The organism is Bacillus sp. F56, assembly GCF_001748205.1.
In the GTDB taxonomy this organism is placed as follows: Bacteria; Bacillota; Bacilli; order Bacillales; family Bacillaceae; genus Bacillus; species Bacillus stercoris.
Genome location: NZ_BDFC01000008.1, coordinates 294168 through 317815, shown reverse-complemented (window position 1 = coordinate 317815; position 23648 = coordinate 294168). Strand labels below are relative to the sequence as shown.

Sequence of the window (23648 nt, the reverse complement as noted above, 5' to 3'; positions counted from 1 at the left end):
ATACAACGATAACCCAAAATACATTTGTTTCCAACACAAAAAAGAGGCCTATAAAAGGGCCTCTTTTTTAGAATAACCGTTTCAAACTTTTCTTCAGTGACGGCATTTCGATTTTTTGGTTTTCGAAGAAGTTTTTCAGCATGTACTTGCTAAAGCCTTTTGCCTGCCCGTAGGTGATTTTGCCAGGCAGCGGCGGTTCGTTCCCAATCATGACATCCACAACGACCGGTTGGTCAGAGCGCAGCGCCTCATGGAAAGCCGGCGCAAGCTCTTCCACTTTGGTCACTTTGATGCCTTTTGCTCCGCAGCTTTCTGCAAATGCGGCATAGTCGACATTTTGAAGCTGTGTGACATAATCGATATTGCCTTTAACCTGCTGCTCGTACTCAATCATGCCGAGATTTTCGTTGTTTAAAATGACGACAGTGATCGGGAGCTTATATTTGACGGCTGTCGGAAGATCCTGCATGACCATGGAAAATCCCCCGTCACCGCAGACGGCGATCGCCTGGCGTTCCGGTTCGGACAAGCTTGCTGCGATTGCTCCCGGCAGGCCGCAGCCCATTGTCGCAAGCCAGCTGGAAACGATGAAATCCTGGTTCGCGTTCATTTTGAAATGACGCGCCATCCAAACTGTCACAGTGCCGACATCTACAGAGAGCACCGCATCATCAGCAGCCGCTTCCTGAAGACGTGCCACGACCTGCTGGGGTTTAAGCGGTGTTGTTGCCTCTGTCTCATCTTTTTCAATTTCGTTCCACCAATGCTGCATATGTTCTGTGCAGGCATTCAGGAATCTTCTGTCTTCCTTCCGTTCAATATACTCTGTCAATTCGCGCAGGCCGAGAGCCGAATCGCAGACAAGGCCCGCTGTCACCGGATAGCGTTTTCCGATTTTCGCCGGGTCTGAATCGAGCTGGATGGCCGGTGTATCATCTGGCAAATAATCGCGGTACGGGAATGACGTTCCGAGCATGATTAATAAATCACATTCCTCCATTGCCTCGTAAGCCGGCTTTGTGCCAATTTGCCCGAGGTTGCCGAGAAAATGCGGGTGCTTATCGGGAACGACGCCTTTTGCCGGTAGTGTGACAACGATCGGAGCGGCGGCTTTGTCCGCAAATTCTAAGAGCTCCCGTTTCGCCTTTTTCATTCCCTGCCCCGCCAAGATAATCGGCTTCTTAGCATTATTAATATATTGCGCGCAGGTGACGAGCTGTTCTTTTTTCGGTTCAAGGTTCCCTTCAATATACACTGGTGAAGTATACACAGGCTCGCGTTTAATTTTCTCCGCAAACAGATCATCTGACACGCTCAATACCGCAACGCCTTTTTTGCTGTAGGCGGTGCGGATCGCCTGATTCAAGAGATCCGGCAATGTTTCCGCGCTATGTACCTCTCTGTTGAACACAGCCACGTCCTCAAACATTTGCTCCAGCTTGATCTCCTGGAAATAATCCCGTCCGACTTCACCTGATGAAACCTGTCCTGCAATGGCCAGCACAGGGGCGCCGTCCGCTTTTGCATCATATAAACCATTTAATAAGTGCACTGCTCCCGGCCCTGCGATCGACAGACAGACTCCGATCTTGCCGGTGAGTTTTGCTTCAGCCGCGGCTGCTAGTGCCGCCACCTCTTCATGGCGGGTTTGAACGAACTTCAGTTGATTTCTTTCGTGTCTTAATTCCTCAATAAACTCATTTATACTATCTCCGGGGATGCCGTAAACATGATCAACTCCCCATTGTTCAAGCAGCTCTGTCATTGCTTGTCCTGCAGTTTTGTGTGCCATAACGTATCCTCCTTTTTCCTTTTTTCAATACCACAGGAGAAAGGCTTTAAAACCCGGAGACCTGAATCACTTGCCAAGTCTTCTTTTCAACAGATCGATCGCCGCAAGCATGCCGACGTCCTTGAGGGTGATGGTTGCATCTAAGGCGCCATTCACGTAATCTTTGATTTGCCGTTTTCGGTTCGGTACCATAAAAAGCGGCAAACGCCGCGGAGAAAACCACTTTAATTGTGCTGTCTCTGTGCCGTCCGCTATTGCTTGTCCGCCTGTTATGCTTCCGAAAAACACATGCTGTTCATCTAGAAACTTTGGCCTTTGATAGACACCTATTTTCGCGGAAAGCGCTGTATTGTATCCCGTCTCTTCCAATACCTCACGTACCGCCGCTGCCTCAGCCGATTCCCCGGAATCAATCCTGCCGCCCGGCGGATCCCATAAAGAGACATCTTTTCGTTTGACCAATAGAATCTGCTGATTTTCGTTCAGTACGATTACAAAAGCACCTTGAGTATACACCGCCATTCCTCTCTTTCCCGCAAAAAAGACCAAGGTGATTCCCTTGGTCCTAGACTTTACTTTTTAAAATGATACGGCAGTGTGGCAACCATTATGTCCTTTTTCCAGAACAGCCGAACTCTGAGGAGGAAGGCCGATTGATTGTGAAGGATGGTGTGCCAGCGTTTTTTCGTTATAAATTGCGGAAACAGCACCATGACAGAAAACTGCTCCTTCTTCGCTTTTGCCTCAACTGTTTCTAAAAATTTATCAAACGGATGAACAAGGCTTCTGTACGAGGAGTGAAGCGTAACGAGACGCACTCCATTATTGAGCTCTTCCCAGCGTTTTTCAACTTTCTTTTCCTGTTCTCTGTCAAATGACACGTGAACGGCGATCACCTGATCGGACAGTGATTTCGCATAGTGAATCGATTTTTGCACGACGGTGGTGACACCTGCTACAGGCACAATCACAACGGTGCCTTTGATTTCTTCCGGCTCTTTGTCTACGATGCGAAGCTGTTCACCAACCGCTGTGTAGTGATTTTTAATCGCAAAAAACAGCAAAACGACGATAGGCATAAAGATTAACACAGGCCATACGACATTAAACTTTGTCACAAAAAGGATAGATAGAACCATAAACGAAATCAGAGCGCCGCAGGAGTTGATCAGCATTTTTCCGATCCAGCCTTTTGGTTTTTGCTTGATCCATTTTATGCACATGCCGGTTTGTGAAAGCGTAAATGGAATAAATACGCCCACAGCATATAACGGGATTAAGTGCTCCGTCTGTCCTCCGAATAAGATAATGAGAATAATGGAGGCAAAGCCTAAAAAGATAATCCCATTTGAGAAGCCTAAGCGGTCACCCCGAACTGTAAACATTCGCGGCATATACTGGTCTCTCGCCAGGTTGAAGGCAAGCTGCGGGAAGGCTGAAAATCCCGTATTTGCCGCAAGGACCAAAATAAGCGATGTGACACCTTGGATGACATAGTAGAACACATTCCGCCCGAAGGTTTCGGACGCAATTTGTGAAACCACTGTTTCATCGGGCTTAGGCGCCGTTCCATATCCGTATGCGAGCACCGTGATGCCGGAAAACAGAATCGCCAGCAAAATCCCCATCATCGCAAGCGTTCTTGCCGCGTTTCGCGCAGGCGGATTTTTGAAAGCAGGAATGGCGTTAGAAATGGCCTCAACTCCGGTCAACGCTGAGCATCCGGAGGAAAAAGCCTTAAGCAGCAAAAACAGCGTAATGCCGGCTACAGGTGTGCCAAGCGGTGTATGATGAACCGGCTGGTCTATTTGTCCTGTCATGAGCTTGAACAACCCGACGGCAATGAGAACCAATAGCGCCACCACAAACAGATAAACCGGGTAGGCAAGAATGGATGCCGATTCCGAAAGCCCGCGCAGGTTCAAAATCATAATCACTAACACGAGAAAAATAGCGATCGGCACATGATAATCATGCAATGCAGGAAAGGCCGACGTGATGGCGTCCGTTCCTGCGGAAATACTTACCGCTACCGTTAAAATATAATCGACAAGCAATGAACCGCCCGCGATCAATCCCGGCTTTTCACCGAGGTTTTCTTTCGAAACAACATAGGCCCCGCCGCCCTGCGGATAAGCGTAAATAATTTGCCTGTATGAAAGAATCAGTGCGAGCAGTAATATGAGAACGCCGACCGCAATCGGAATGGAGTACCAAAATGCGGCAGCACTGATTGTTGCTAAAATGATTAGAATTTGCTCTGTCCCATAAGCGACAGATGACAGCGCATCTGAGGAAAGCATTGCCAAGGCTTTTAATTTCGTCAGTTTTTGCTCTCCCGCTGCTTGAGATTTTAGTGGTTTCCCAATCAAAAAACGTTTGATTGAATGATACATCGATGTCTTCCCCTTTTAATTTCTCATTTTTCAATTAAAACAATAAAACATCAGTGTCTTGCTCTCACATTTTGCAATAGTCCTTTCTGCTATGATGTCTCTGTATGCGATTTACATTCCTAAAAATGAACGGCAAAAAACACAGAGGCAAACGGATGCCCCTGTGCCATAACATCGAACACAGGTTTCATTCATCTCCTCTCACGAACGCTTACGAGGTTAGCTGACGGATTCGGGCATATGAGAGTTAGCCCTACCTAAAAAGGATTCACCCCAACGGCAAAAAGCCATTCTAATGGGTCCCCCGCTCTGATTTCAGATTAAGCGATTTGTTTTCTAAAAGAGATCATACTCCCGTTCCCACACGTTGTAAAGAGGCTTATTGGCCCGGCGGAAAAAATAAAATGATAGGTTCCACAAATGGAATTTACATACCAAAAATAAAAAAAACAGAGGCTAGATTGCCTCTGTTTTTATTCTGTATCTGTCTTTCTTTTTCTTCGTCTTACGGTAACCCAAATGAACACTGCCGCAATCACCATAATAAGTGCCAGCACACCAATATACATCCATTTCTGGCTATGATCCTGTGTTGGTTGTTCTGCGCCGGAGCTGATTGTCTCCGATTTGAGCTGCTGGTGGTTTGTAAACACCTGCTGGCTATTTGTTTCATTAAGGACGGTTGCCGAATCATCGTTGCTGTTCAGATAATTGATGATCTCTTTCGTGACAGCCGTGCCTTCTCCTTTTGCCGGTGCAAATACAGCCATTGTATAGTGTGAATCCCAAGGCGATGCTTGGGTAAATACCACTTGTTTTGTCGTCTCATTCAGCATCTCGAAACCAGATACATCAAACGAGCCGTTTTTTGCCTGCGGCACAAGCAGGTCTGATGATTTCTCCTTCAGAAGAGAAAATTGATTGATCCCCCCTATAAAAATGAGGTTTCGACCTTTCGCATCGTTTGCTGTAACGTCAGATGATTTCTTTACCGTGTATGAATGCTGTGCTTCGCTGCCAAAGGATTCTGTTACGAGAGAAAGCTCCTCAAGCTTCGATTGGCTTACGGTGTCAGGAAGCACGATTACCGTTGTTTGATCCTGATTTCCGGCGTAAGGAAGCGGCCACTCCTGAAAATCCGCTGACGGGGACATCCCTTTGATGGCGTATGATAATGTACTGCTTTTATCAATAAAGACCCACTTTTCTTCATCAGTCGTGTTGCAAGGGTTGTTTTCCTTTAACCCGGTTGTGACGAACTGAATATCAATGTAGCGGTTTTTTTGCAGCAGCTTAGGGTCCACTTTCACCGTAACATGATAGAATCCGTTTTTATCTTCTTTTCCTAAGTCATCAAGCCGGACCGAGTGCGGCTGGCCGTTGATCATCACTTTCAGCTCTGAAGCCTGAGAAGCCGATACATTTTCGTCCGTTGAGGCTTGAATCGTTTCAGACTTTTTCAGTTTAAGCGACAGCTTCGCTGATTGGTTTTCATCCAAAACCGCCGAAGCCGGATAAAAATAATGTGCTGAAGATGTTTTATCGGCTCCAATTGTGATATCGCCCGCTCCAAAATTCTCGAGGGTCAGCTTATCGCTTTCTTTTTTTTCAGTCTGCTTAAGCTTGCTGATTGAAAGTGTATCGCCGCTGAGCTGGCCTGTGTATGTCTGATCTGTCATCACGCTGATTTTTTTAGCGAGCACATCCTCGGATGCCGCTTGCGCAAACAGAACCGGCTGCTGCTTGCCCTCCGCTTTCAGCACCCGCTCAGCAAGCAGAAGTTCTTTTCCTTTTGCCTGTAAGCCGGCTTGTTTCATCAGTTTTTTCACTTTGCCGTTCCAATGCTTGTCCACTCCGATAACAATCGTCGGCTTATCGATTTTTTTCAGCACTGATTCTGTGACATACGCAATCCTGACACTGCTGTCCACCGTTTTCAAATAGCCTTCTGTTTTAACCGCAGCTTCAATTTCCGCCGAACTTGGGTCATCCGGAATGACGAGGGCGGTTTCTTCGGTTGTGTTTCCAGATTGGGCGAATGGGTACGGATAATGGTCCAGCGACGTTCCTTTCGCTTCACCGCTGTCAGCAAGTGTCAGCCGGCTGTCCGGATAAATTTTGATCCAGTTGCCAGACGTATCCTGTCTGACACACACGCCCTCTTTCATTACGCCGTAAAATTTCAGCGATACGTTGTGATAGCCTTGCGCTGACTGGCTTTTATTCAGATTCAGCTTCACTGTTTTCCGTTTGGAATCACCATTAAGCTTTAACGTTTTGACTGGTTCATCATCAATGACAGCCGTTAACGATGAAGGAGAGATTAAAAGATTTGATGCTTCGTATTCAATGACCAATTGCTGATTGCCTGAAGAGGCGCCTGCCGGGATCTGATACGTCAGCTCCGCGCTGTCTTTTGATCCATACAGTGTAATCAGCTCGCTTGTCAGCACCTGCTGTTTGGCTTGTTCTTGGCTGCTTTTCCCAAGAAGCGAACCGCTGACCTGTACATCCTTGGCAAGAGCCGGTTGTCCAGCCATCGCCAGCAGCATGAAGCTTGTGAGAAAAATCATTATTTGTTTCAAAAAGGTCACCCGCTTTTATGTTGGTTGTATCGTTCTGTCTTGTACCATTTGACCTCCTGCTTGAATAAACGGTGCTTGATTTCTACGAATAAAGAGTAGATAACAAGCACAATCCATGCCTGCGAGTATGTGAAGTACATGAGAAATACGATAAAAAAGTTTTGCCTGTTCATTTCTGTTTTTTCAATGCTCAACGTAATCATGACCTCTGTCATAAATAAGAAAAATGCCAAAATCCAGAGAATCATTGCCAAAAATCCAACCGATAAATGCAAATCATAAAACAAATTCACTACAAAAATCGTATTCGACATGATCACGCCAAAGAAAAACAGGAAGTACGTAAAGAAAAAATAAAACAAATCAAAGATAATCCGTTTTCGTTTCAGCTTAAAAAACTGCGCCAAAAATTTGAGCACGACATATTGATTGCCGCGCGCCCATCGGGTGCGCTGGCGCCACCATACCTTCCAGGTTTCGGGCTCCTGCTCCCACGTGATGGCCGCAGGGAAAAAGCGAATGTGATAGCCGAGATTGTACACCCGGATGGTCAGCTCCGTATCCTCAGCGAGCGCTTTGTCATCCCAGCCTCCGAGCTTTTCGATAATGCTTCTGCGAATCGCGAAGTTGGTGCCTGGGATCGTGGCGATTTTAAACCACTTCCATCTGCCTCCCTGGGCCATCCACTGAAAACAGATCGTTTCGATATTAATAAACCTCGTCAGCAGCGTCTTTGCCGCATTGATAACGCGGAATTTCCCTACCACGGCGCCTGCCTTTTCGTCATTCATCAGGCCGAGCACGAGATAATACACGGCCATTTTCTCAGGCGTATTGTCGGCGTCATACACACAGATCACATCGCCATTCGATTCGGCAAAACCCGAGTTGAGTGCAGAGGATTTTCCTTTACCTGCGTTCGGCGGCTTCGTAATCACCATTTTGATGAAATCGTATTTCTCGGAAAATTCATTGACGATATCACCCGTCCGGTCTGATGAATTGTCATTCACGACGATAATCTCCAGCCGGTCCTTCGGATAATAAAGGTTGACCATCGCCTTCAGCGTCTGCCGAATCACAACCTCTTCGTTATGCGCCGGGATGAGGACGCTGACCTTTGGCAGCTCCTTCATGTTTTCTCTCCACTTCGGGATATTCCGTTCGAAGGTCATATAGTGGCGGAACCCGCCCTGCATGAGGAACATGTGGTAGAGAAGCATCACCCATATTAAACTTAGCGAGATAAAGAACAGCGTATTACCCAAGGCTTCTTCTCTCCTTAAAAATTCGTTTTTTCAATGTGGCTCTCAAGTAAAACGTATAACTGACAAACATGATGACAAATAAGAGCACGACAGCGGAGAGAATCCATAATGCCTTTTCCAGAGGGGTTTGCCGATGATGATCGAAAAACTCGTCTATGGCGCTTACGCCGTTTTTCACCTGAATCGTTCCATCACCGCTTGTATGAATTTCCACTTTGTCTGTTTTGACGGTTTGTTGCGTTTTCTTTAAATCAAGCCATTCACTGTCTGGAATGCGTTCCATCTGATCAACCAACTCCGGCAGATATTTCATCCCAAGGTACGGGTGATAAAACCCACCGGCTACTCCGCCTTCAAAATCAATCATCTGGGAGATGTGCTCCTCCATATCGCCGAGCGGGTTTTGCTTTGATGTATCAACAAAGCCGATCGTCTCCGGATAAAGCGTCATTCCGTGCAGCATCGAGGGAGCGGTCACGAACGGAGGTGCACCGGAGGTTTTCCACGTTGTGTCGCTGAGCTGAATCTGGCCGAAAATGCTTGAAAAATACTGTGAAGCGATTTGATAGCCGTATTCGGACATCGTGTAATGCGGCGCTTCAAACGCCAGCGGGTAAAGACCCGATGATGTCAAATCCTCAATGGCCCGCGTCAGTTTTTGCTTTGTATACGTTTCTTCCTTTTCCCGAAATGGTTCGAGATAGCTGCGGTAGGCTTGTTCGTTCGGGAAGTCCTGTGCCTTCTCCAAAATGGACGGGGGGTCTTCGGCATTTCCGGATGTAATCGGCTGATCCGCCTTTGCATCCCAAAATTCAAAGCCCTCTCCTGTTTCACTGTAGCGATAAGCGTGAGTATAGCCGTGAACAATGATACTGCCACCCATGCTTTGCAGCTTTTTCAGCACCTTGACCATCTTCGGTTGATCAGACAAATACACTTTGTCGCCTGTTTCCGGATTCAAGTAAACCGGAATGACCGCCAGGATAAAAGGAATATGCCGCTTATGCAGATATGTACCGGCTTGTAGCAGCAATTTTTCATCAGACATCGGGCTGATATCCTCGAGACGCAAATACAATAACGTCGTCCCCGCCTTCTCTCCGAAGGCTTCTCTGAGCTGTTTCGCCACGATCAAATTGTCATTTAACAAATTCGTTAATCCAATGTACACATTCCCTTTTTTTGTTTTCCATATAAAAGAATGTGTTTTGCCGTCGTCGACTTTGAAGGTGTAAAGCGCCGTTCCTTTCAGGCCTGATACGCTCAGCACATTAAGCCCGCTTTCCAGAGACACATCGGCCTTTTCCGGCCTGCTGTGAACTTGAAACACATTTTCTTTGCGGGCTAATGAAAGCCCGGAAAATTGGCTGATTTGTCCTGCGTTATAGCCAATGGCGACAACCGGTTTTTTTACGCCGCTGATAAGAGACAGCAATTTTTTGCTGAGCTTTCTTTTCGTTTGGCCGTAATACATCACATGATCTTTTCCTTTGAAATCCGACGCTTCAACATCTGAATCTCTTTTGACTGTTACATGGGATGTAAAGTGTCCCGCAAGCAAATCGAGCATTTTGACTTGAGACGACTCTTTGCCGTCCAAGGTTGAATAGATGATGAGAATGCCGGCATCCCGCTCCTTCGCTTGCGCTGAAGCGGGAAAAGAAGCAATCGCTGAAAACAGAAGCAGCATGATGCAGAGCAGTGTGATTCCTTTATAGTTCATTCATCATCATCTCATTTTCCAGTTCTTCTAAAAATTGATCAGCTGTTTTGATATCTTTCCGGTAGGGCAAATAGCAAACGTGGAACGTAAGCGAGACATACTTTCCATTTTCCAGCTGATATGTATCCAATTGTTTCTTCAGCTTGGTCAGAACGGCTGGCATATGTTGAGCAGGCGTGTGCGTCAGCACGATCCCGATACGCTCGTCAGAGGGGCGGAATTTCTTATCCGTTTCCCGAACACTCGTCCTGATTTGCTGACCGACATATTGGAAGAGGCGATCCGTTTCTTTTTCACCGTACAAGGACTTAAACTCTTTGAAATAATGCATATGGAGCAGCAAAAACACAAAAGAATTGCCATAGCGCTCCGCCCGCTTCATTTCTTCTGAAAGTTCCAGCTGCATCCTTTGCTTGTTATCAAACCCGGTCACTCTGTCAACAGCAACAAAACTTTTGATTTCGGATTGAAGCCGTGTGATTGAGCGCCGAAGCTCTGCTGTGATATCGTGGATTCTTCCGGAAATAAAAGAAAACAGCAAAAGCGCGATTCCCCACACGACAAGCATTCGCAGCCCTTCCTCAGCTGGAAAGAGCGATGCCTGTCCAGTCTGGAAAAACATCATTAAGGTGCCGAGAACAAAAAGTACGATTAAGGTCACCGCCAGCGCGTAAATCGGGCCGAACCAGATACCTGCGGCGATGACGACAAACGTGATGCAAAGGATCAGGGCGCCTTCCGATTGCTGGGCTGACACATAATAAATAAACAGAGACAGGGCCGCGATGAGCCCTGAAAAATAAGCAAATAATTTTTGTGATTCATTGAATGATATTTTCATTAAAAAGCTTCCTTTCGGCTAACAGCGGCAGCAGATTGTCAAATGAATGCGTCTGAGTGCCGCTCATATAGCCTCCATAATACGATTTCACCGGATCATGAATTTCAAAGTCATTCATTCTGTCATATATGGCTTTGATGACAGAGCTGTTTTCATGCTGTTTTGTCAAAAACAATACGGCTAATGCATATACGGATGACGATTCATATTGGACGGCAGGCTCCTTCGTATCTGCCGAATATCGCCCGTACAGTTTTCCGTTTGTCTGAAATTCCTGCTTGATCCAGTCCGCTAAAACAGATGCTTTTTCATCCCCTTCCGGCAAATGCCAAGCAGTGTAAAGCTGATCAATCAGGTTGATTTCACTGTCATATGTGTATTCCTTCGTCTCCGAGCTGTATGTCTTCGGCAAAAAGCCATTTTTTAAAGGAGCTGAATAGAGAACATTGGCATTCCGCTGTTCTGTTTCTTCGTCTATGATTCCATTCTTCTTTAAAACAGCTAAGGCATCAGGCATGACGTATGAAAGCGTCACATCCTTTGAAGCGGCCTGTGAGTCGTAAAAGTCTGTGAATAAACCGTTGTTCATATTGTATGTCTTCAAAGCCGTGCCGATATCCTTAGCCGTTTGCGCGTAGTCGCTGCGGCCCCATTTTGCGGCGGCTTGGTCAAGAGACAGCATAATTCTCATATCATCTATCAGCGCATTCGTCCCGCTCGCTTGGCCATTTTGAATCTTCCACGTCACCAAGTGATTGCTCATCAGAAATGAATCAGTCAGATGCTGATATTGATCCTGGAAATGCGGTGCGTCATTTTTGCTGAGCAGAAACTCCATCCACAGGCCGAGAGATTCCGATAAATACGAAGGCTGGTCTGAAAAATCGGTTTTGATCAGCCCTTGATCATTCATTAGATTATGATAGATGAAATATTCCGCTGGCTGCAGCGGGCTGGTGTTCACTTCTGCCGCCGACTGATTTTGGGCCTTATTTCCAGCTTCAGCACACCCTGCGGAAAGTCCGATAGATAAGAAGAATAAGATGACAGCAATTAGTGCATGCCTCACAGGCAAATCCCCCTTTGTCGCCTGAAGCGAATCAGACGCTCACAAATAGTTATAGAAGAAAATATGACTGCCATGTTACAAAGTACATTTACTATAAAAGAAAAAAATGCAGATTGCTAGCTTTTTTTTCCCTTTTTGAACATTTAAAAAACGGGACCTAAGTCCAATAGAAAAACCTGTGCGATAGGCACAGGTTTTTTATTATTTATCCAAACCGAGTTTTTTCAGCTGTTCTGCCAGCGCATTGTTAATCGGCTCATCTTTATTTTGTTTTTTCAAATAAGAGGACACGTCCCGTTTGGAAGCACGCGCTTTGTCTTTGTTTTTTCGTTTTTCAAATACAGAGAGCTTCTCGCGGTGACCGCACACACACGCAAAGGTCTGGCCCTCACCTTGGCCGCGAAGCTCCATTCTTTTATGGCAGTTCGGGCAGCGCGCGTTTGTTTTTCGGGCAATCGTTTTTCTGCTTCCACATTCACGGTCTTGGCACACGAGCATCGTCCCGCGTTTGCCGTTTACTTTCAGCATCATTTTGCCGCATTCCGGACATGCCGTTCCCGTGATGTTGTCATGTCGGAAGGTTTGGCTGCTGTTTTTGATGTCTTTTACCGTTTGGTGAGCGTAAGCCTTCATGTCTTTAATAAAGACAGCCGATTTCAATTTGCCGGCCGCGATCGCAGACAGCTTTTGCTCCCATTCTGCCGTTAAGGCCGGTGATTTCAGATCCTCCGGAACAAGCTGCAGGAGCTGTTTCCCTTTAGACGTGATAAAGATATCCTGGCCTTTTTTCTCAATTAAAAAGCTGTTGAACAGTTTTTCAATGATGTCGGCACGCGTTGCCACCGTGCCGAGGCCGCCTGTTTCTCCAAGCGTTTTGACGAGACCTTTTTCTTCTCCCTGCATAAACGCGCTTGGGTTTTCCATCGCTGACAACAGGGTCCCTTCGTTAAAGCGGGCGGGCGGCTTCGTTTGGCCGCTTGTTTCCGTTAACGTGCGGACGGCAAGTGTGTCGCCTTTTTGAAGCGCAGGAAGTGTCTGATCTCTGTCATCGTCCTGCTCATCATCCTCATCCGCCATATCATAAACAGCTTTCCATCCTTGGGACTGTACGGTTTTGCCTTTTGCCGTAAAGGTTTCTCCGCCGATTTCTGCGATGACCTTTGTTTCCTCATATTCGAATGCAGGCATTAATACTGCAAGGAAACGTTTCGCAATCAGGTCATACAGCTTTCGTTCCTTATCACTCAGACTGCTGAGAATGAGCGGCTCTTCGGTCGGGATAATCGCGTGGTGGTCTGACACCTTCGCGTCATTGACGTAGCCCTTATGGGATTTGATGCCACGTTTTTTAATTTGGCTGACATATTGGGCATACGGTTTTACTTCCATGCCTTCCAGACGGTCTTTTAACGTCGGGACGATGTCACTGGATAAAAATCTAGAGTCCGTCCGCGGATATGTGACGAGCTTATGCTGCTCATACAGCTTCTGCAGCACAGAAAGCGTTTCTTTAGCAGAAAAACCGAAGCGCTTGTGGGCGTCACGCTGCAGCTCCGTTAAATCATAAAGCGCAGGCGCAAAGCTTTTTTTCGCTGTTTTTTTCAGCTCGGCTATGACCGCTTGCTTTCCTTCGAGGTCTTTTAGCAAACGGCTTGTTACGTCTTGATTGAACGTTCTCGTCTGCTTTGATTTCTTATCCTGCCACGTCAGCGTCATGCCGTCGACTGCAGCACGGATGCCGTAATATGGAACTGGCGTAAACGCTTGAATGTCTGCCTCGCGCTTTGCAATCATGGCAAGCGTCGGGGTCTGCACACGCCCGCATGAGAGCTGGGCATTGAATTTTGTTGTCAGCGCACGGGTCGCATTAATCCCCACAATCCAATCCGCTTCCGCTCTGGCGACAGCAGAATGGTACAGGTTTTCGTATTCTTTGCCGTTGCGAAGCTTTTGAAATCCTTCCTTGATCGCTTTATCCGTTACAGAAGAAATCCACAGCCGCTTGATTGGTTTGCGGACATTCGCTTTCTCAATGATCCAGCGCGCAACAAGCTCACCTTCTCGGCCTGCGTCAGTCGCGATGACAATCTGATTGACGTCTTTACGGGTAAGCTGGGATTTGACCGCATTGAACTGCTTTCCGGTTTTTTTAATCACCACAAGCTTTAATGGTTCTGGGATAATTGGCAGATCCTCAAGACGCCATGATTGAAATTCTTTTCCGTAGCCTTCCGGATCAGCAAGTGTCACCAAATGGCCTAAAGCCCAGGTCACAATATATTGATCACCTTCGAGATAACCGTTTCCTTTTTTATGGCACTTCAGCACCCGGGCTAAATCCCGGCCGACTGAAGGTTTTTCAGCTAATACAACTGTTTTTGACATGCTTGATCACTTCTCTTTCTTTCACGCTCATCCTGTTATTATAACAGACTTCGCGCGGCACTCTCTAACCGCGCCCGTTTTTCGTGTCAATTTCTGAGAAAATGACGTGAGTGACGGTTTGCGCGTAGGGCGATGTTTTGTTAATGAAATCTTCTACCGCTTCAAGGCTTTCGGCATTGATTTTCAGCATATAGCAGGCTGCACCCGCAATTCGGTAGCAAAATTCAATACTCGGCAATGTTTGAATATAGCTTTTGAACCGCTCGTAATCCGCGTTTTTAACGGTTGCTTCCACAATGCAGGAAACGGGAAGGCCCAGTTTTTTCTGGTCGACCTCCAGCGTGTATTGCTTGATGATGCCAAACGATTCAAGCTGCCTTACCCGTTCTGTCACAGATGGAGGTGACAGCTTAATTTTTCTGCCTAATTCCCTCATTGACAAACGGCTGTCCTTCTTCAGCTCCTCAATGATATTCAGATCAATCTGGTCAAGTTTCATTTCAACATCCTTCTTTTATGATTTTGTACACATTATCTCGGGTATTTTTGTAAATGACAAGTACAGTTCCCTGAAAAAGGCATGTAAAAATGAATGTTTTCCGAACATTTTTCGAAAGCTGTCATATGCCCCTCCGGATTGTTTATAGTATAAAATGAAAACGTGTCCACAAGGAGGGCGATTTATGCTGCACACGCCGATCGGAAGACTTCGCACGATGGGTTTTATTGAAGGAATGTCACTCTTAATCCTGCTGTTCATCGCTATGCCGCTTAAATATTGGGCAGGCCTTCCGCTTGCAGTGACAATTGTCGGTTCGGTTCACGGAGGGTTGTTCATTTTGTATTTGCTTGTCTTGGCTTATGCAACCTTCTCTGTCAAATGGCCGCTGAAATGGTCAGCCGCCGGCTTCATCGTCGCTTTCGTCCCATTCGGAAACTTTTTGTACGATCGCGGATTGAGGAATTTTAAATAAGGAAACGCAAAAAAGGCTGAATCTTTTTGATCCAGCCTTTCTTATTAAAACCATTTTGTGAGCCAGGCGATATAGTAGGCCCCCGGAATAAACATGAGCTGGGCGAGGAGTGTGCCCGCCACCCTTGATGTGACCATTGTGACAGAGGTCCATTTTAGATAGACATAGCTTCGTTTTCCTTTTGCCACGTCATCAGCAAGAACGGATACCTTAGGATCAACAAAAATGGCCAGCAGCATCGTCGCAATTCCATTGATCAAGCCCGATGCCATGACGGCTGTCGTGCTGCGCTCCGGCGCCAGCAGGCCTGCGTACAAAGCCGAAAGCACGCCGATCGTATAAATCGATGTGATCAGCATGTTGATGACAAACAAACGCTTCGGAATCAAGCGCATACGAAACCCTTTTACATATGAAATAGACGGCAGACGCAAATAGGAAAGGGCATTTTTAAATCCTTGTTTCGAGCATCCCTTTCGGAATACTTGAAAAACGGAGCCGCCGCCACCCGCCAAGTGAATAATCGCCCGTGAAAAAAGAGCGACAAAAGACGGGAGCAGGATGATGCCCAGGATGGTGCCGACTGTCGATCCGAAAATCAAGAAGCGGAACTGCTCGCCTACAATCGCCAGTGCGTTTTTTCCCGCATCATCAATTAAATGCCCGGTAAAGGGCTGCTGCACCATGTTCGACATTCTGGACACAATGACCATGACATTAAACAGGGAAAGCGCGGACGCAATAAATCCAACGCGGGCCCCGGAAAGCCTTGTGGCATAGGCTAAGGTTTCTATCGAATGAATCAGCAATAAAAAACAAAATATAAAAAGTACTTGTGTTGTAATGACATGCACGTTATTCTTCCTCCAATTTCATCCTAGAGATAAGACTGGAAAGAAGGCAATTAGGTTTCAGTACGATGTGTTTTTTGCAATAAAAAAACCGCCGGCGTACGCCGGGCGGTTTGTCTTATTCTTTTCTATACGCAAATAAAGATTATATCATCCGCCAGCTCGGGCGGGTTAGATTCATAAAGCATTGTTCCGAAGAATCTTTCTGGAAAGTAAACACCATGGAAATTTCTTGAACACAAGACAACGAAAGCCCTACCTCTCAATCGTCACTGCGGCTCCGAAGCCGCGCCGGTGTGAATTGTAAAACAAAAAAGTCTTTTTTCCATCTCATCGTTAGGGGCGATTTGTTATGAAGGAAAAGAATAAGGGCAGCTGATTATGCTGCTTGGGAAGCGGTAAGCTTCTCTCTCAAAACAGAAAAAAGAAGTTTACTTTCTTTTTTATTTGCTTATTTTTCTTACTAGCTATTCATAATAACATATCGCCCCTGAAAACACAAATTTTTTATAGTTCGAGTGAGACCGGTGTTTTCTCTCCGGCATTCATTAATCTGATATCCTCCGGTTCAATTTCAAGAATCACCAGATTCGGATCATCCTTGCCGTCAAACCAGCGCTCTAATTTAGAACTCCATATTTTGTCCTTCAGTTCTGCCGAATTGTTGATTTTGGCTTTTCCGGCAACTTCGACATAGGCGTCGCCAAAGCCTTCACAATCATAGCCTAATAAAATGTGGACATTGGGATTGTTCTCAATTTCTTCCGCTTTATGAGTTTCCTTGCTTGTCGGTGTGTAAATCGTCAGCCCGTCATGGAAAAAAGTCATGTAGCGGGAATGCGGTTTGCCCTTTTGAACCGTTGCGAGCGAACCTACTTTATGGTGATCTAGAACATCAAGCACTTTTTGTTTTATGTCTTTCTGATTCATCTCGAATCACTCCTTTTTAACGTCTCCGCTGTTACTTTTCCACATCCGGGGAAGATTTAAACAAGAAAGTGTGCTCTTTATTTTCATCCTTTCCATTCATGCTTTAGCAAGCTGTAATAGATAAGATCATGGTGCCTGCCATTTACGAATAAGCCGTCCCGTGCCTTTCCTTCCTCTAGAAAGCCAAGCCGTTCCGGAACCGCTCTGCTTTTTTCGTTTCCGACAGCCGCACAGATCGCCACACGATTCAGCTCAAGCTCTTCAAAAGCATACGTAATGAGTTTTCGGCAGGCAGCGGTAATAATGCCTTTCCCTTCAAATTCTTTGGCAATCCAATATCCGATTTCTGCCTTTCGATTCACTTGATCAAGGTTATGCAGGCTGATCATGCCGCATAGGCTGCCGTTATAAAGAAGCCCCGCCTCAATGCCGTTCAGGTCGGCATACTGGCGCCGCCAATCTGGAATGATTGTTTCCCGGTACGTTTCAGCGCTGCTTGGATTTTCCGCAAAAAACAGCCACTTGCTAAGCCTCTCCTGATTTTCGATAATGAGTTCGGCCAGCCGCTCCGCATCCTTCGGCTCCAACAATCGGATGGTGATGTGCTCATTTACCTTGCAAGTGAACATTGCCTCTCCCTCTTTCCTTTTTTACCCATTATAGCGATGATTCCGTTTTTTTCAATACAAAAAAGGATGGGCTGCTAAGCCTCATCCTTATATCCTTGGATCGGTAAAGATATCATGTTTATCTGTGCTCGTAGACGACATTTCCGTCACGACGGCCCCCTCTTCCCCAGCTTGAAACCAATGCTTTGTATTCGGCGGAATCGTATATTGCCCGCCCGGTTCCAGCTCAATTTCGTGCCAGACCGTATAGTGTTCCCTGTCTTCCTGAGGAGGGAGAACCTTTGGCAGCTGCGTTTTTTCTCCTTCTACGTAAAGATACACTTTTCCGTAGCGGCAGCGGAAGGTCTCCTGCTTGCCTTCCTGGCCGTCGACCGGCGGATGGCGGTGTTCCGGGCAAGTCTGTCCCGGAAACAGCACCAGTTCCTTTGAACAATAACGGTCTGTATTGACGTAGACAAAGAGCTGGAGCCCGACTGTTTTTTCTTTTCCTAAGCCGTAGTCCATCAGCTGGATTTGGTCTACTTCCTCGTCCGTTAATACAATGCCTGCCTTTTGATAGTAGCTGTTCACTTCTTCTTTCGTGATGCCCATATGTCACACTCCCTCTTATGTCGTCACAAAATTACCGCCGTTGACATGCAGTGTCTGGCCTGTCATGTAAGATGATTCATCTGATGCCAGCAGCACATAACAGCCGACGTGCTCAACAGGCTGTCCAGGACGGCCCATCGGCGTATCTTGCCCAAATTGGGCGACTGTTTCTTCAGAGAACGTAGCTGGGATTAATGGCGTCCAGATTGGTCCCGGCGCAACTGCATTCACACGGATGCCGTCTTTGACAAGCGCCTGCGCCATTGTTCTTGTAAAGGCATTGATCGCGCCTTTTGTCGCTGTATAATCAATGAGTGTCGGGTTTCCTACGTACGGGTTGATGGATGTCGTATTGATGATGGCGCTCCCCGGTTTCAGGTAATCAATTGCTTTTTTAGTCAAATAAAATTGAGAATAAAAGTTTGTTTTGAATGTGCGGTGAAGCTGTTCACTTGTAATGTCTTTGATGCTTTCCTTCGGATGCTGTTCACCGGCATTGTTGACAAGGATGTCAAGGCCGCCTAGTTCTTTGACCGTTTTTTCAACCGCTTCATTGCAGAATTCCTCTTCACCGACGTCACCGGCAATCAGCAGGCATTTTACACCTTCTTGTTCAACGCGTTTCTTCGTCTCTTCGGCGTCTCCATGCTCATCCTTATATACAATGGCGATATCAGCGCCTTCCTTTGCGTAAGCGACGGAAACCGCGCGTCCGATCCCGCTGTCGCCGCCTGTAATGAGCGCAACTTTTCCTTTTAATTTGTCTGCTCCTTTATAATCCTCGTACTCATACACCGGACTTGGATTCATTTCGCTTTCAATTCCCGGCTGGCGATTTTGGGTTTGTGCCGGCAGTTCTTTTGGATAATGTGCCATGATGATTCTCCTCCTTTGGTTTCTTGTCTATTTGTTGTGTACCTCACACGCTCTTTGGATAAACATGGGTTGGCACCTTCGTATTGCTTTATCAGAAAAATGTTTCACATGGAACGCTGGGAGGAAATAACTTGAAAAGGGGGTTACTGAATGATTAACATGCTTTCAAAAAAATTCAGCAGACCTAAAGGCGTCATCGGCATGATTGCCGGGTACATCATGGCTGCTGAAAATCAGACACTGAATCAGTGGACAATCAATCAGCTTGAGATCATGCGCGGGGACAGCATTTTAGAAGTCGGGTTTGGCCCTGGATACTGCATGCAGCAGATATTGAAACGCGAAAAGGATGTTCATCTTCATGGGATTGATGTGTCAGAAGCCATGCTGAAGCTGGCCGCCCGCAGAGTGAAATCAGAGGGGGTACGCCTGATACAAGGAAGCGTCGAGACATTTCCTCTTTCCGCCTCGTTTTATGATAAAGTGATTTCCGTTAACAACTACACCATTTGGAATGACCAAACAAAAGGCATGAAACAGATTTATCGTGCATTAAAGCCCGGCGGCAAAGCAGCCATTACGATGCAGCCGCGGGAAGCGGATGCCAGCCCTGGGAAAACCAAATCATTTGGAAAACAGATGATTGCCGACTTCAAAGCAGCCGGCTTCGAGGACATTGATATACAATTTAAGAACATTAGGCCTGAGCTTGCCGTTTGTGCAACTGCAAAGAAGCCCGCCACATAAAGTGGCGGGCTTCTTCTTTTATGAATGTACAGCCTGGTTGCGCAGGACGTCTTTTTTCACCTTGCCGAGGTTGTTTTTCGGCAGTTCGTTAACGAATTCAACTTCAGGTATTTTGTAAGCGGACAGGCGCTCTTTACAGAATGCGATGACATCCTCTTCCGTTATGCGCTGGCCGCCATTTTTCACGATAAAAGCTTTCGGTTTTTCACCGTAAAGCGGGTCTGGTATTCCGACCACCGCCGTTTCAAGGATTCCCGGGATCTGCTGGATAACTTCTTCAACCTGATCAGGATAGACGTTATCGCCTCCGTAAATAATGACATCCTTGTAGCGTCCAGTGATGAAAATAAAGCCATCTTCATCCACATAGCCTGAATCTCCGGTTCTGAACCATCCGTTTTGCAGCACTTTCGCTGTTGCTTCAGGGTTGTCTTCATAGCCTTTAAATAAGAATGGAGTATGAACAACGATTTCGCCGATTTCTCCTTGGGGGAGTTCTTCTCCCGTCAGAGGATCTTCGACTTTGACTTTAACGCCTTCCACAGGTTTCCCCGCCGATGCCGCTTTATCCATTCCCATATCAGGCATCCATGTGCTGATTCCCCAAGCCTCAGTACTTCCATAGCCATGCGCGAGCGGAATGCCGATATCAAGATAGCGGCGGATTAGGCTGCTCGGCACTTTTGTTCCGCCTGTCATTAAAATAACAAGCGACGATAAGTCAGTTTGGTGCGTTTCCCACGCTTCAAGCAAATACGTGTAAAACACAGGAAGAGCCATCACGGTCTGAATTTTCTCTTCTTCAATGACCTTCAGCATGTGAACAGGATCTTGATCCTTTGTGAACACAAAGGTTGTTCCTGCAAACGTTCCAAGCATGATGCAAATGAGCGCACTCGTATGATAAATCGGATGGCACGCGAGAAAACGAAGGCCCTTCATGCGTGTTACTGAGCTGTTGGATTTTTTGACGTATCTGTATATGCCGCCATGTGTGATCATGCATCTTTTCGGGTTTCCCGTTGTGCCAGACGTGAACATGAGAAGTGCTGTATCATCTGGGGAAACCATTTCCGTTTCCGGCAATTGATCAGGACCGGCAAACAGCGCTTCAAATTCAGCAGATGTTTCATAAGCTGTTCCTGTCTCCATTGTTAAAGACAGTGAGGACAATTCAGGAAGAATTTCATCCAGCGTCTCTTTAAACTCCGCTCCATAAAACATCGCTTTCGGTTCACTTGCTTTTAAAATGCCTGTCATTTCATATGGTTTCAGCTGCCAGCTGACAGGTACAACAACAGCACCTATTTCAAGCGCGGCGAACATAACAGTTGATGCGGGATGGCCGTTTTTGCAAAGCAATGCAACACGGTCGCCCTTTTGAATTCCTTTTTGCAGCATGGCATTCGCCAGCTGATTAATCCGTTTACGGTAACCTTTATATGTCAGTGTATGGTCTCCGCTTTTTACAGCCTCTATTTCTTTGCTATCCGGCATGTCATGCAGAATCAGATGCTGTAATGTTTCCATATCGTCATCTCCTATATTCTCTTGAATCTTCAATAATTTGTTAGATTTTCTTCCTTACCTCACCCATTTTAACCCAAAAAAGATAACTTGTAAAACTATTTCATTTTGGAATTATTCCAATACTGAATGATAAAATAGTCCCACATTTTCTTATTTTGTTCCCCGTCCACAGAAAAACACACGCCAATTTTTTGACGTGTGCCATGAAGGATTACAGTATGTTTTTTTCTTTCATCCAAGTGAAAAATATGCGGTTTAACCGCTGATACAATTCTTGTTCTCCTTCTTCCTGAAACCCCGCCATGCTTTCTCCGCTCTCGATAATTGCCGAGCTGATCGCGCTTAAAATTTCCGAGCCTTCAGCAGATAATGAACCAGGCGCCATCATGACGAGGATGCGTGTCATGATGAGGGTATTTCCGTCCATGCCATCCACTTCATAGGAGGTGCTGAGATCAAACATTTTGAAAAAAGGCAGGACGATTTCATCATTTTTGAGATGATAAAGCGCCATGTTTGTTCCCGGGATGCCCAATCCCCCTTGTTTCTCCCGCTCAGCCAGGCAAACCGCGGCTTTTTTCGGATCACGGATCAAGCCATCCTTTTTCAGCTGCTGAAAAAGTTCTAATAGAAGCATGCTATGATCCGAGTTTGTTTTGAGTTGAGTTAGTGAAAAATGGCGTAAAACATCTTGAATAATCTCCATATACCGACCTATGCTTTCCGCCGCTTCCAGCATATCAGGTGCATCAGCTTGCTGCGTTTCTTCCTTGGGGCTTCTTTTTTTGTTAAGAATAAGGGGAATTTTCCGCTTGATATACTGCTTGACCTGGTTTGCGTCTTCCTCATTTAATAGCGGGCTGACCATGATGTAATCTATGTTTTCATAAGGAATCGGAACAGTGGACACAATCATATCATACGCTTGAACATCCTTCCCCTTTAGCTCGATCAGGGATGACATATCAAACGATTCAATTTCCGGCAGCTCTTTCTTCAGCCTTGAGGCAAGCATTTTCGAAGAGCCGATCCCGCTTGAGCAGACGACAAGCGCTTTCACTTTTGCTTCTTCTTTTTTGATTTCAAGAGCCGAGCCAAAGTGAAGAACGATAAAAGCGATTTCATCATCAGAAAAGGACATGCCCGGAAAATATTTTTCGACGCCTTCTTCGATCGCCATGTAAAGCAGAAAATAATCGCGCTTGATCTGTTCCTTCATCGGATTGTATATCTCAATATTTTCTTTTATGCGGCTGACGGCCGGCTCCAAATGGGCGATCAAGCCTTCATATAAAGAGTAGTTTTTCGTGAGATCCATTCGGATTTTATCTGAAATAAAAGCAATGAGCCGCTTTGTTTGCAGGGCTGTTTCCAACTCAATTCCCTGCGCTTTGTATTCTGTTTTGTATTTTCGATTGGCGCTTCGAAGGTGGATTGTAATATAGCCGACCTCTGCCTCGGGTATCGTCACGCCGAAGGCTCGTTCAAGCTCGCCTGCGATTTCAAGAGCCGAGCTGTATTCTCTCGCATTCTTCATCTCCTCAAGCTCATTTTGCTCCATGGTGATGGTTTCCCCAAGCTTAATCCGTTCGATCGCATACGTCAGATGGACGACGAGCGCTATATAGGAGCTGTCGGACAATGAAAAAGCGATTTTTTCCTTCAGCTGAAATAAGATACGCTCCATTTTTAGCAGCTCACCTTTGCTGACAACACCGAACATTTTCTCAGAAGAATCAGGTTTTCCTTTGATGTTTAATTCGACCGCTTCCAAAAACATTTGGATGTCGAGGCGGTTCACAATCAAGTTGCCGACAATTTTCCGTTTCGCATTTTCCGGCCCTATGAGCTGGATGCCAAAACCTCTTTTGCGGATCAGTGTCAGTCCGAAGGGAGAAATCCATTTCTCCAGCTCGTCTAAGTCATAGCTGACCGTGGCATTTGTCACCTGAAGATCATGAGCAAGCGTGTACAGTTTGACGGGCTCCTGAGACTCTAATAGCGAACAGAGAATGAGCAGTTTCCTTTCGTCCGCGCTGTATTCATGCTGTTCATATGATAAATCGGTGAGCAGCTTTTGTTTATCTTCGGGACTTCCAACTGCTTTCAACCCTTTGCCGGGCTGTTTATCAAGCGTAAGCCCGACGGTTTCCATCAGCGGCTTAATTGATTTGAGCTCCCTGTGAATGGTTCTCGTGCTGACCTCCATCAGCTCAGCAAGCTCAGTTACGGTTATATATCTATTTTGTAATAACAAGTGCTTTAACAGCTTTTGTTCTCTGGCAGTCATATACATAAAAAAAGACCTCCTAGACAATCTTGATGTGCGGATGAAGTCGCAAGGAGATGCAGTAGAGGATATAGAGAGGTTTCCTTTTAATATAAAACGCTTTCACAAAAGAATCAATCAGTTATAAATGGTAATTTGGCACTAAGCGGTGTGACAACATTGAAAAAGCAT

Annotated in this window: 19 protein-coding genes and 1 riboswitch; of the genes, 2 read left to right on the top strand and 17 right to left on the bottom strand. The window is 46.1% G+C overall.

Features of this window, described 5'->3' with window-relative positions; genetic code table 11:
* Positions 1-67: 67 nt before the first annotated feature.
* From BFW96_RS15200 to lrpC, 10 genes are all read right to left on the bottom strand, one after another.
* The gene (locus tag BFW96_RS15200; RefSeq protein ID WP_069839900.1) at positions 68-1792 is read right to left on the bottom strand and encodes a pyruvate oxidase; all 1725 of its coding nucleotides are present in this window, start codon (positions 1790-1792) and stop codon (positions 68-70) included.
* A 66-nt stretch (positions 1793-1858) separates the two neighbouring features.
* Positions 1859-2308 (bottom strand): NUDIX hydrolase, encoded by a 450-nt coding sequence (locus BFW96_RS15195; RefSeq protein WP_069839936.1) that lies wholly within the window; start codon positions 2306-2308, stop codon positions 1859-1861.
* 56 nt (positions 2309-2364) lie between these two features.
* Positions 2365-4188 (bottom strand): potassium transporter KimA, encoded by a 1824-nt coding sequence (kimA, locus tag BFW96_RS15190; protein WP_014662824.1) that lies wholly within the window; start codon positions 4186-4188, stop codon positions 2365-2367.
* A gap of 193 nt (positions 4189-4381) precedes the next feature.
* Positions 4382-4525, bottom strand: a riboswitch (cyclic di-AMP (ydaO/yuaA leader).
* A gap of 136 nt (positions 4526-4661) precedes the next feature.
* The gene (locus BFW96_RS15185; RefSeq protein ID WP_069839899.1) at positions 4662-6773 is read right to left on the bottom strand and encodes a cellulose biosynthesis cyclic di-GMP-binding regulatory protein BcsB; all 2112 of its coding nucleotides are present in this window, start codon (positions 6771-6773) and stop codon (positions 4662-4664) included.
* 5 nt (positions 6774-6778) lie between these two features.
* Positions 6779-8041, bottom strand: a complete 1263-nt coding sequence (locus BFW96_RS15180; RefSeq protein ID WP_069839898.1) for a glycosyltransferase family 2 protein — start codon at positions 8039-8041, stop codon at positions 6779-6781.
* Complete coding sequence (locus BFW96_RS15175; protein ID WP_083252901.1) at positions 8034-9743, bottom strand: DUF2334 domain-containing protein; 1710 nt, start codon at positions 9741-9743, stop codon at positions 8034-8036. Before BFW96_RS15175 ends, BFW96_RS15180 begins: the two co-directional genes overlap by 8 nt.
* Positions 9744-9753: 10 nt before the next feature.
* Positions 9754-10605 carry a cyclic-di-GMP receptor EpsK gene (epsK, locus tag BFW96_RS15170; protein ID WP_069839896.1) on the bottom strand — a complete coding sequence of 284 codons (852 nt, stop codon included), beginning with the start codon at positions 10603-10605 and terminating at the stop codon, positions 9754-9756.
* A complete protein-coding gene (locus BFW96_RS15165) occupies positions 10586-11674 on the bottom strand; it encodes a glycosyl hydrolase family 8 (protein ID WP_069839895.1) in 1089 nt (362 codons plus the stop codon). The genes epsK and BFW96_RS15165 overlap by 20 nt, the downstream gene beginning before the upstream one ends.
* A 201-nt stretch (positions 11675-11875) precedes the next feature.
* Entirely contained in the window at positions 11876-14059 is a 2184-nt protein-coding gene (locus BFW96_RS15160) for a DNA topoisomerase III (protein WP_069839894.1), read from the bottom strand.
* A 64-nt stretch (positions 14060-14123) separates the two neighbouring features.
* Positions 14124-14558: a transcriptional regulator LrpC gene (gene lrpC, locus BFW96_RS15155; protein WP_069839893.1), complete on the bottom strand. Its 435-nt coding sequence runs from the start codon at positions 14556-14558 to the stop codon at positions 14124-14126.
* Between the two features lie 184 nt (positions 14559-14742).
* On the opposite strand from lrpC, the gene BFW96_RS15150 reads away from it, so the two are divergent.
* A complete protein-coding gene (locus BFW96_RS15150; protein ID WP_014662816.1) occupies positions 14743-15033 on the top strand; it encodes a DUF3817 domain-containing protein in 291 nt (96 codons plus the stop codon).
* A 44-nt stretch (positions 15034-15077) separates the two neighbouring features.
* Here the strand turns inward: BFW96_RS15150 and amj are convergent, their stop codons facing one another.
* From amj to BFW96_RS15125, 5 genes are all read right to left on the bottom strand, one after another.
* Positions 15078-15887 (bottom strand): lipid II flippase Amj, encoded by an 810-nt coding sequence (gene amj, locus BFW96_RS15145; protein WP_069839892.1) that lies wholly within the window; start codon positions 15885-15887, stop codon positions 15078-15080.
* Between the two features lie 504 nt (positions 15888-16391).
* The gene (locus BFW96_RS15140) at positions 16392-16814 is read right to left on the bottom strand and encodes a pyridoxamine 5'-phosphate oxidase family protein (RefSeq protein WP_069839891.1); all 423 of its coding nucleotides are present in this window, start codon (positions 16812-16814) and stop codon (positions 16392-16394) included.
* An 83-nt stretch (positions 16815-16897) separates the two neighbouring features.
* Positions 16898-17443, bottom strand: a complete 546-nt coding sequence (locus tag BFW96_RS15135) for a GNAT family N-acetyltransferase (RefSeq protein ID WP_069839890.1) — start codon at positions 17441-17443, stop codon at positions 16898-16900.
* An 87-nt stretch (positions 17444-17530) separates the two neighbouring features.
* Entirely contained in the window at positions 17531-18034 is a 504-nt protein-coding gene (gene lyxE / locus BFW96_RS15130; RefSeq protein ID WP_069839889.1) for a D-lyxose ketol-isomerase, read from the bottom strand.
* 15 nt (positions 18035-18049) lie between these two features.
* The gene (locus BFW96_RS15125) at positions 18050-18910 is read right to left on the bottom strand and encodes an SDR family oxidoreductase (RefSeq protein ID WP_069839888.1); all 861 of its coding nucleotides are present in this window, start codon (positions 18908-18910) and stop codon (positions 18050-18052) included.
* Between the two features lie 150 nt (positions 18911-19060).
* Between BFW96_RS15125 and BFW96_RS15120 the strand changes: the two genes are divergently transcribed.
* Positions 19061-19657, top strand: coding sequence for a class I SAM-dependent methyltransferase (locus tag BFW96_RS15120; RefSeq protein WP_069839887.1), 597 nt, complete (start codon positions 19061-19063; stop codon positions 19655-19657).
* An 18-nt stretch (positions 19658-19675) separates the two neighbouring features.
* Here the strand turns inward: BFW96_RS15120 and BFW96_RS15115 are convergent, their stop codons facing one another.
* Positions 19676-21187 carry a class I adenylate-forming enzyme family protein gene (locus tag BFW96_RS15115; protein ID WP_069839886.1) on the bottom strand — a complete coding sequence of 504 codons (1512 nt, stop codon included), beginning with the start codon at positions 21185-21187 and terminating at the stop codon, positions 19676-19678.
* Between the two features lie 211 nt (positions 21188-21398).
* The gene (gene mtlR, locus BFW96_RS15110) at positions 21399-23483 is read right to left on the bottom strand and encodes a mannitol operon transcriptional activator MtlR (protein WP_069839885.1); all 2085 of its coding nucleotides are present in this window, start codon (positions 23481-23483) and stop codon (positions 21399-21401) included.
* Positions 23484-23648: the final 165 nt, after the last annotated feature.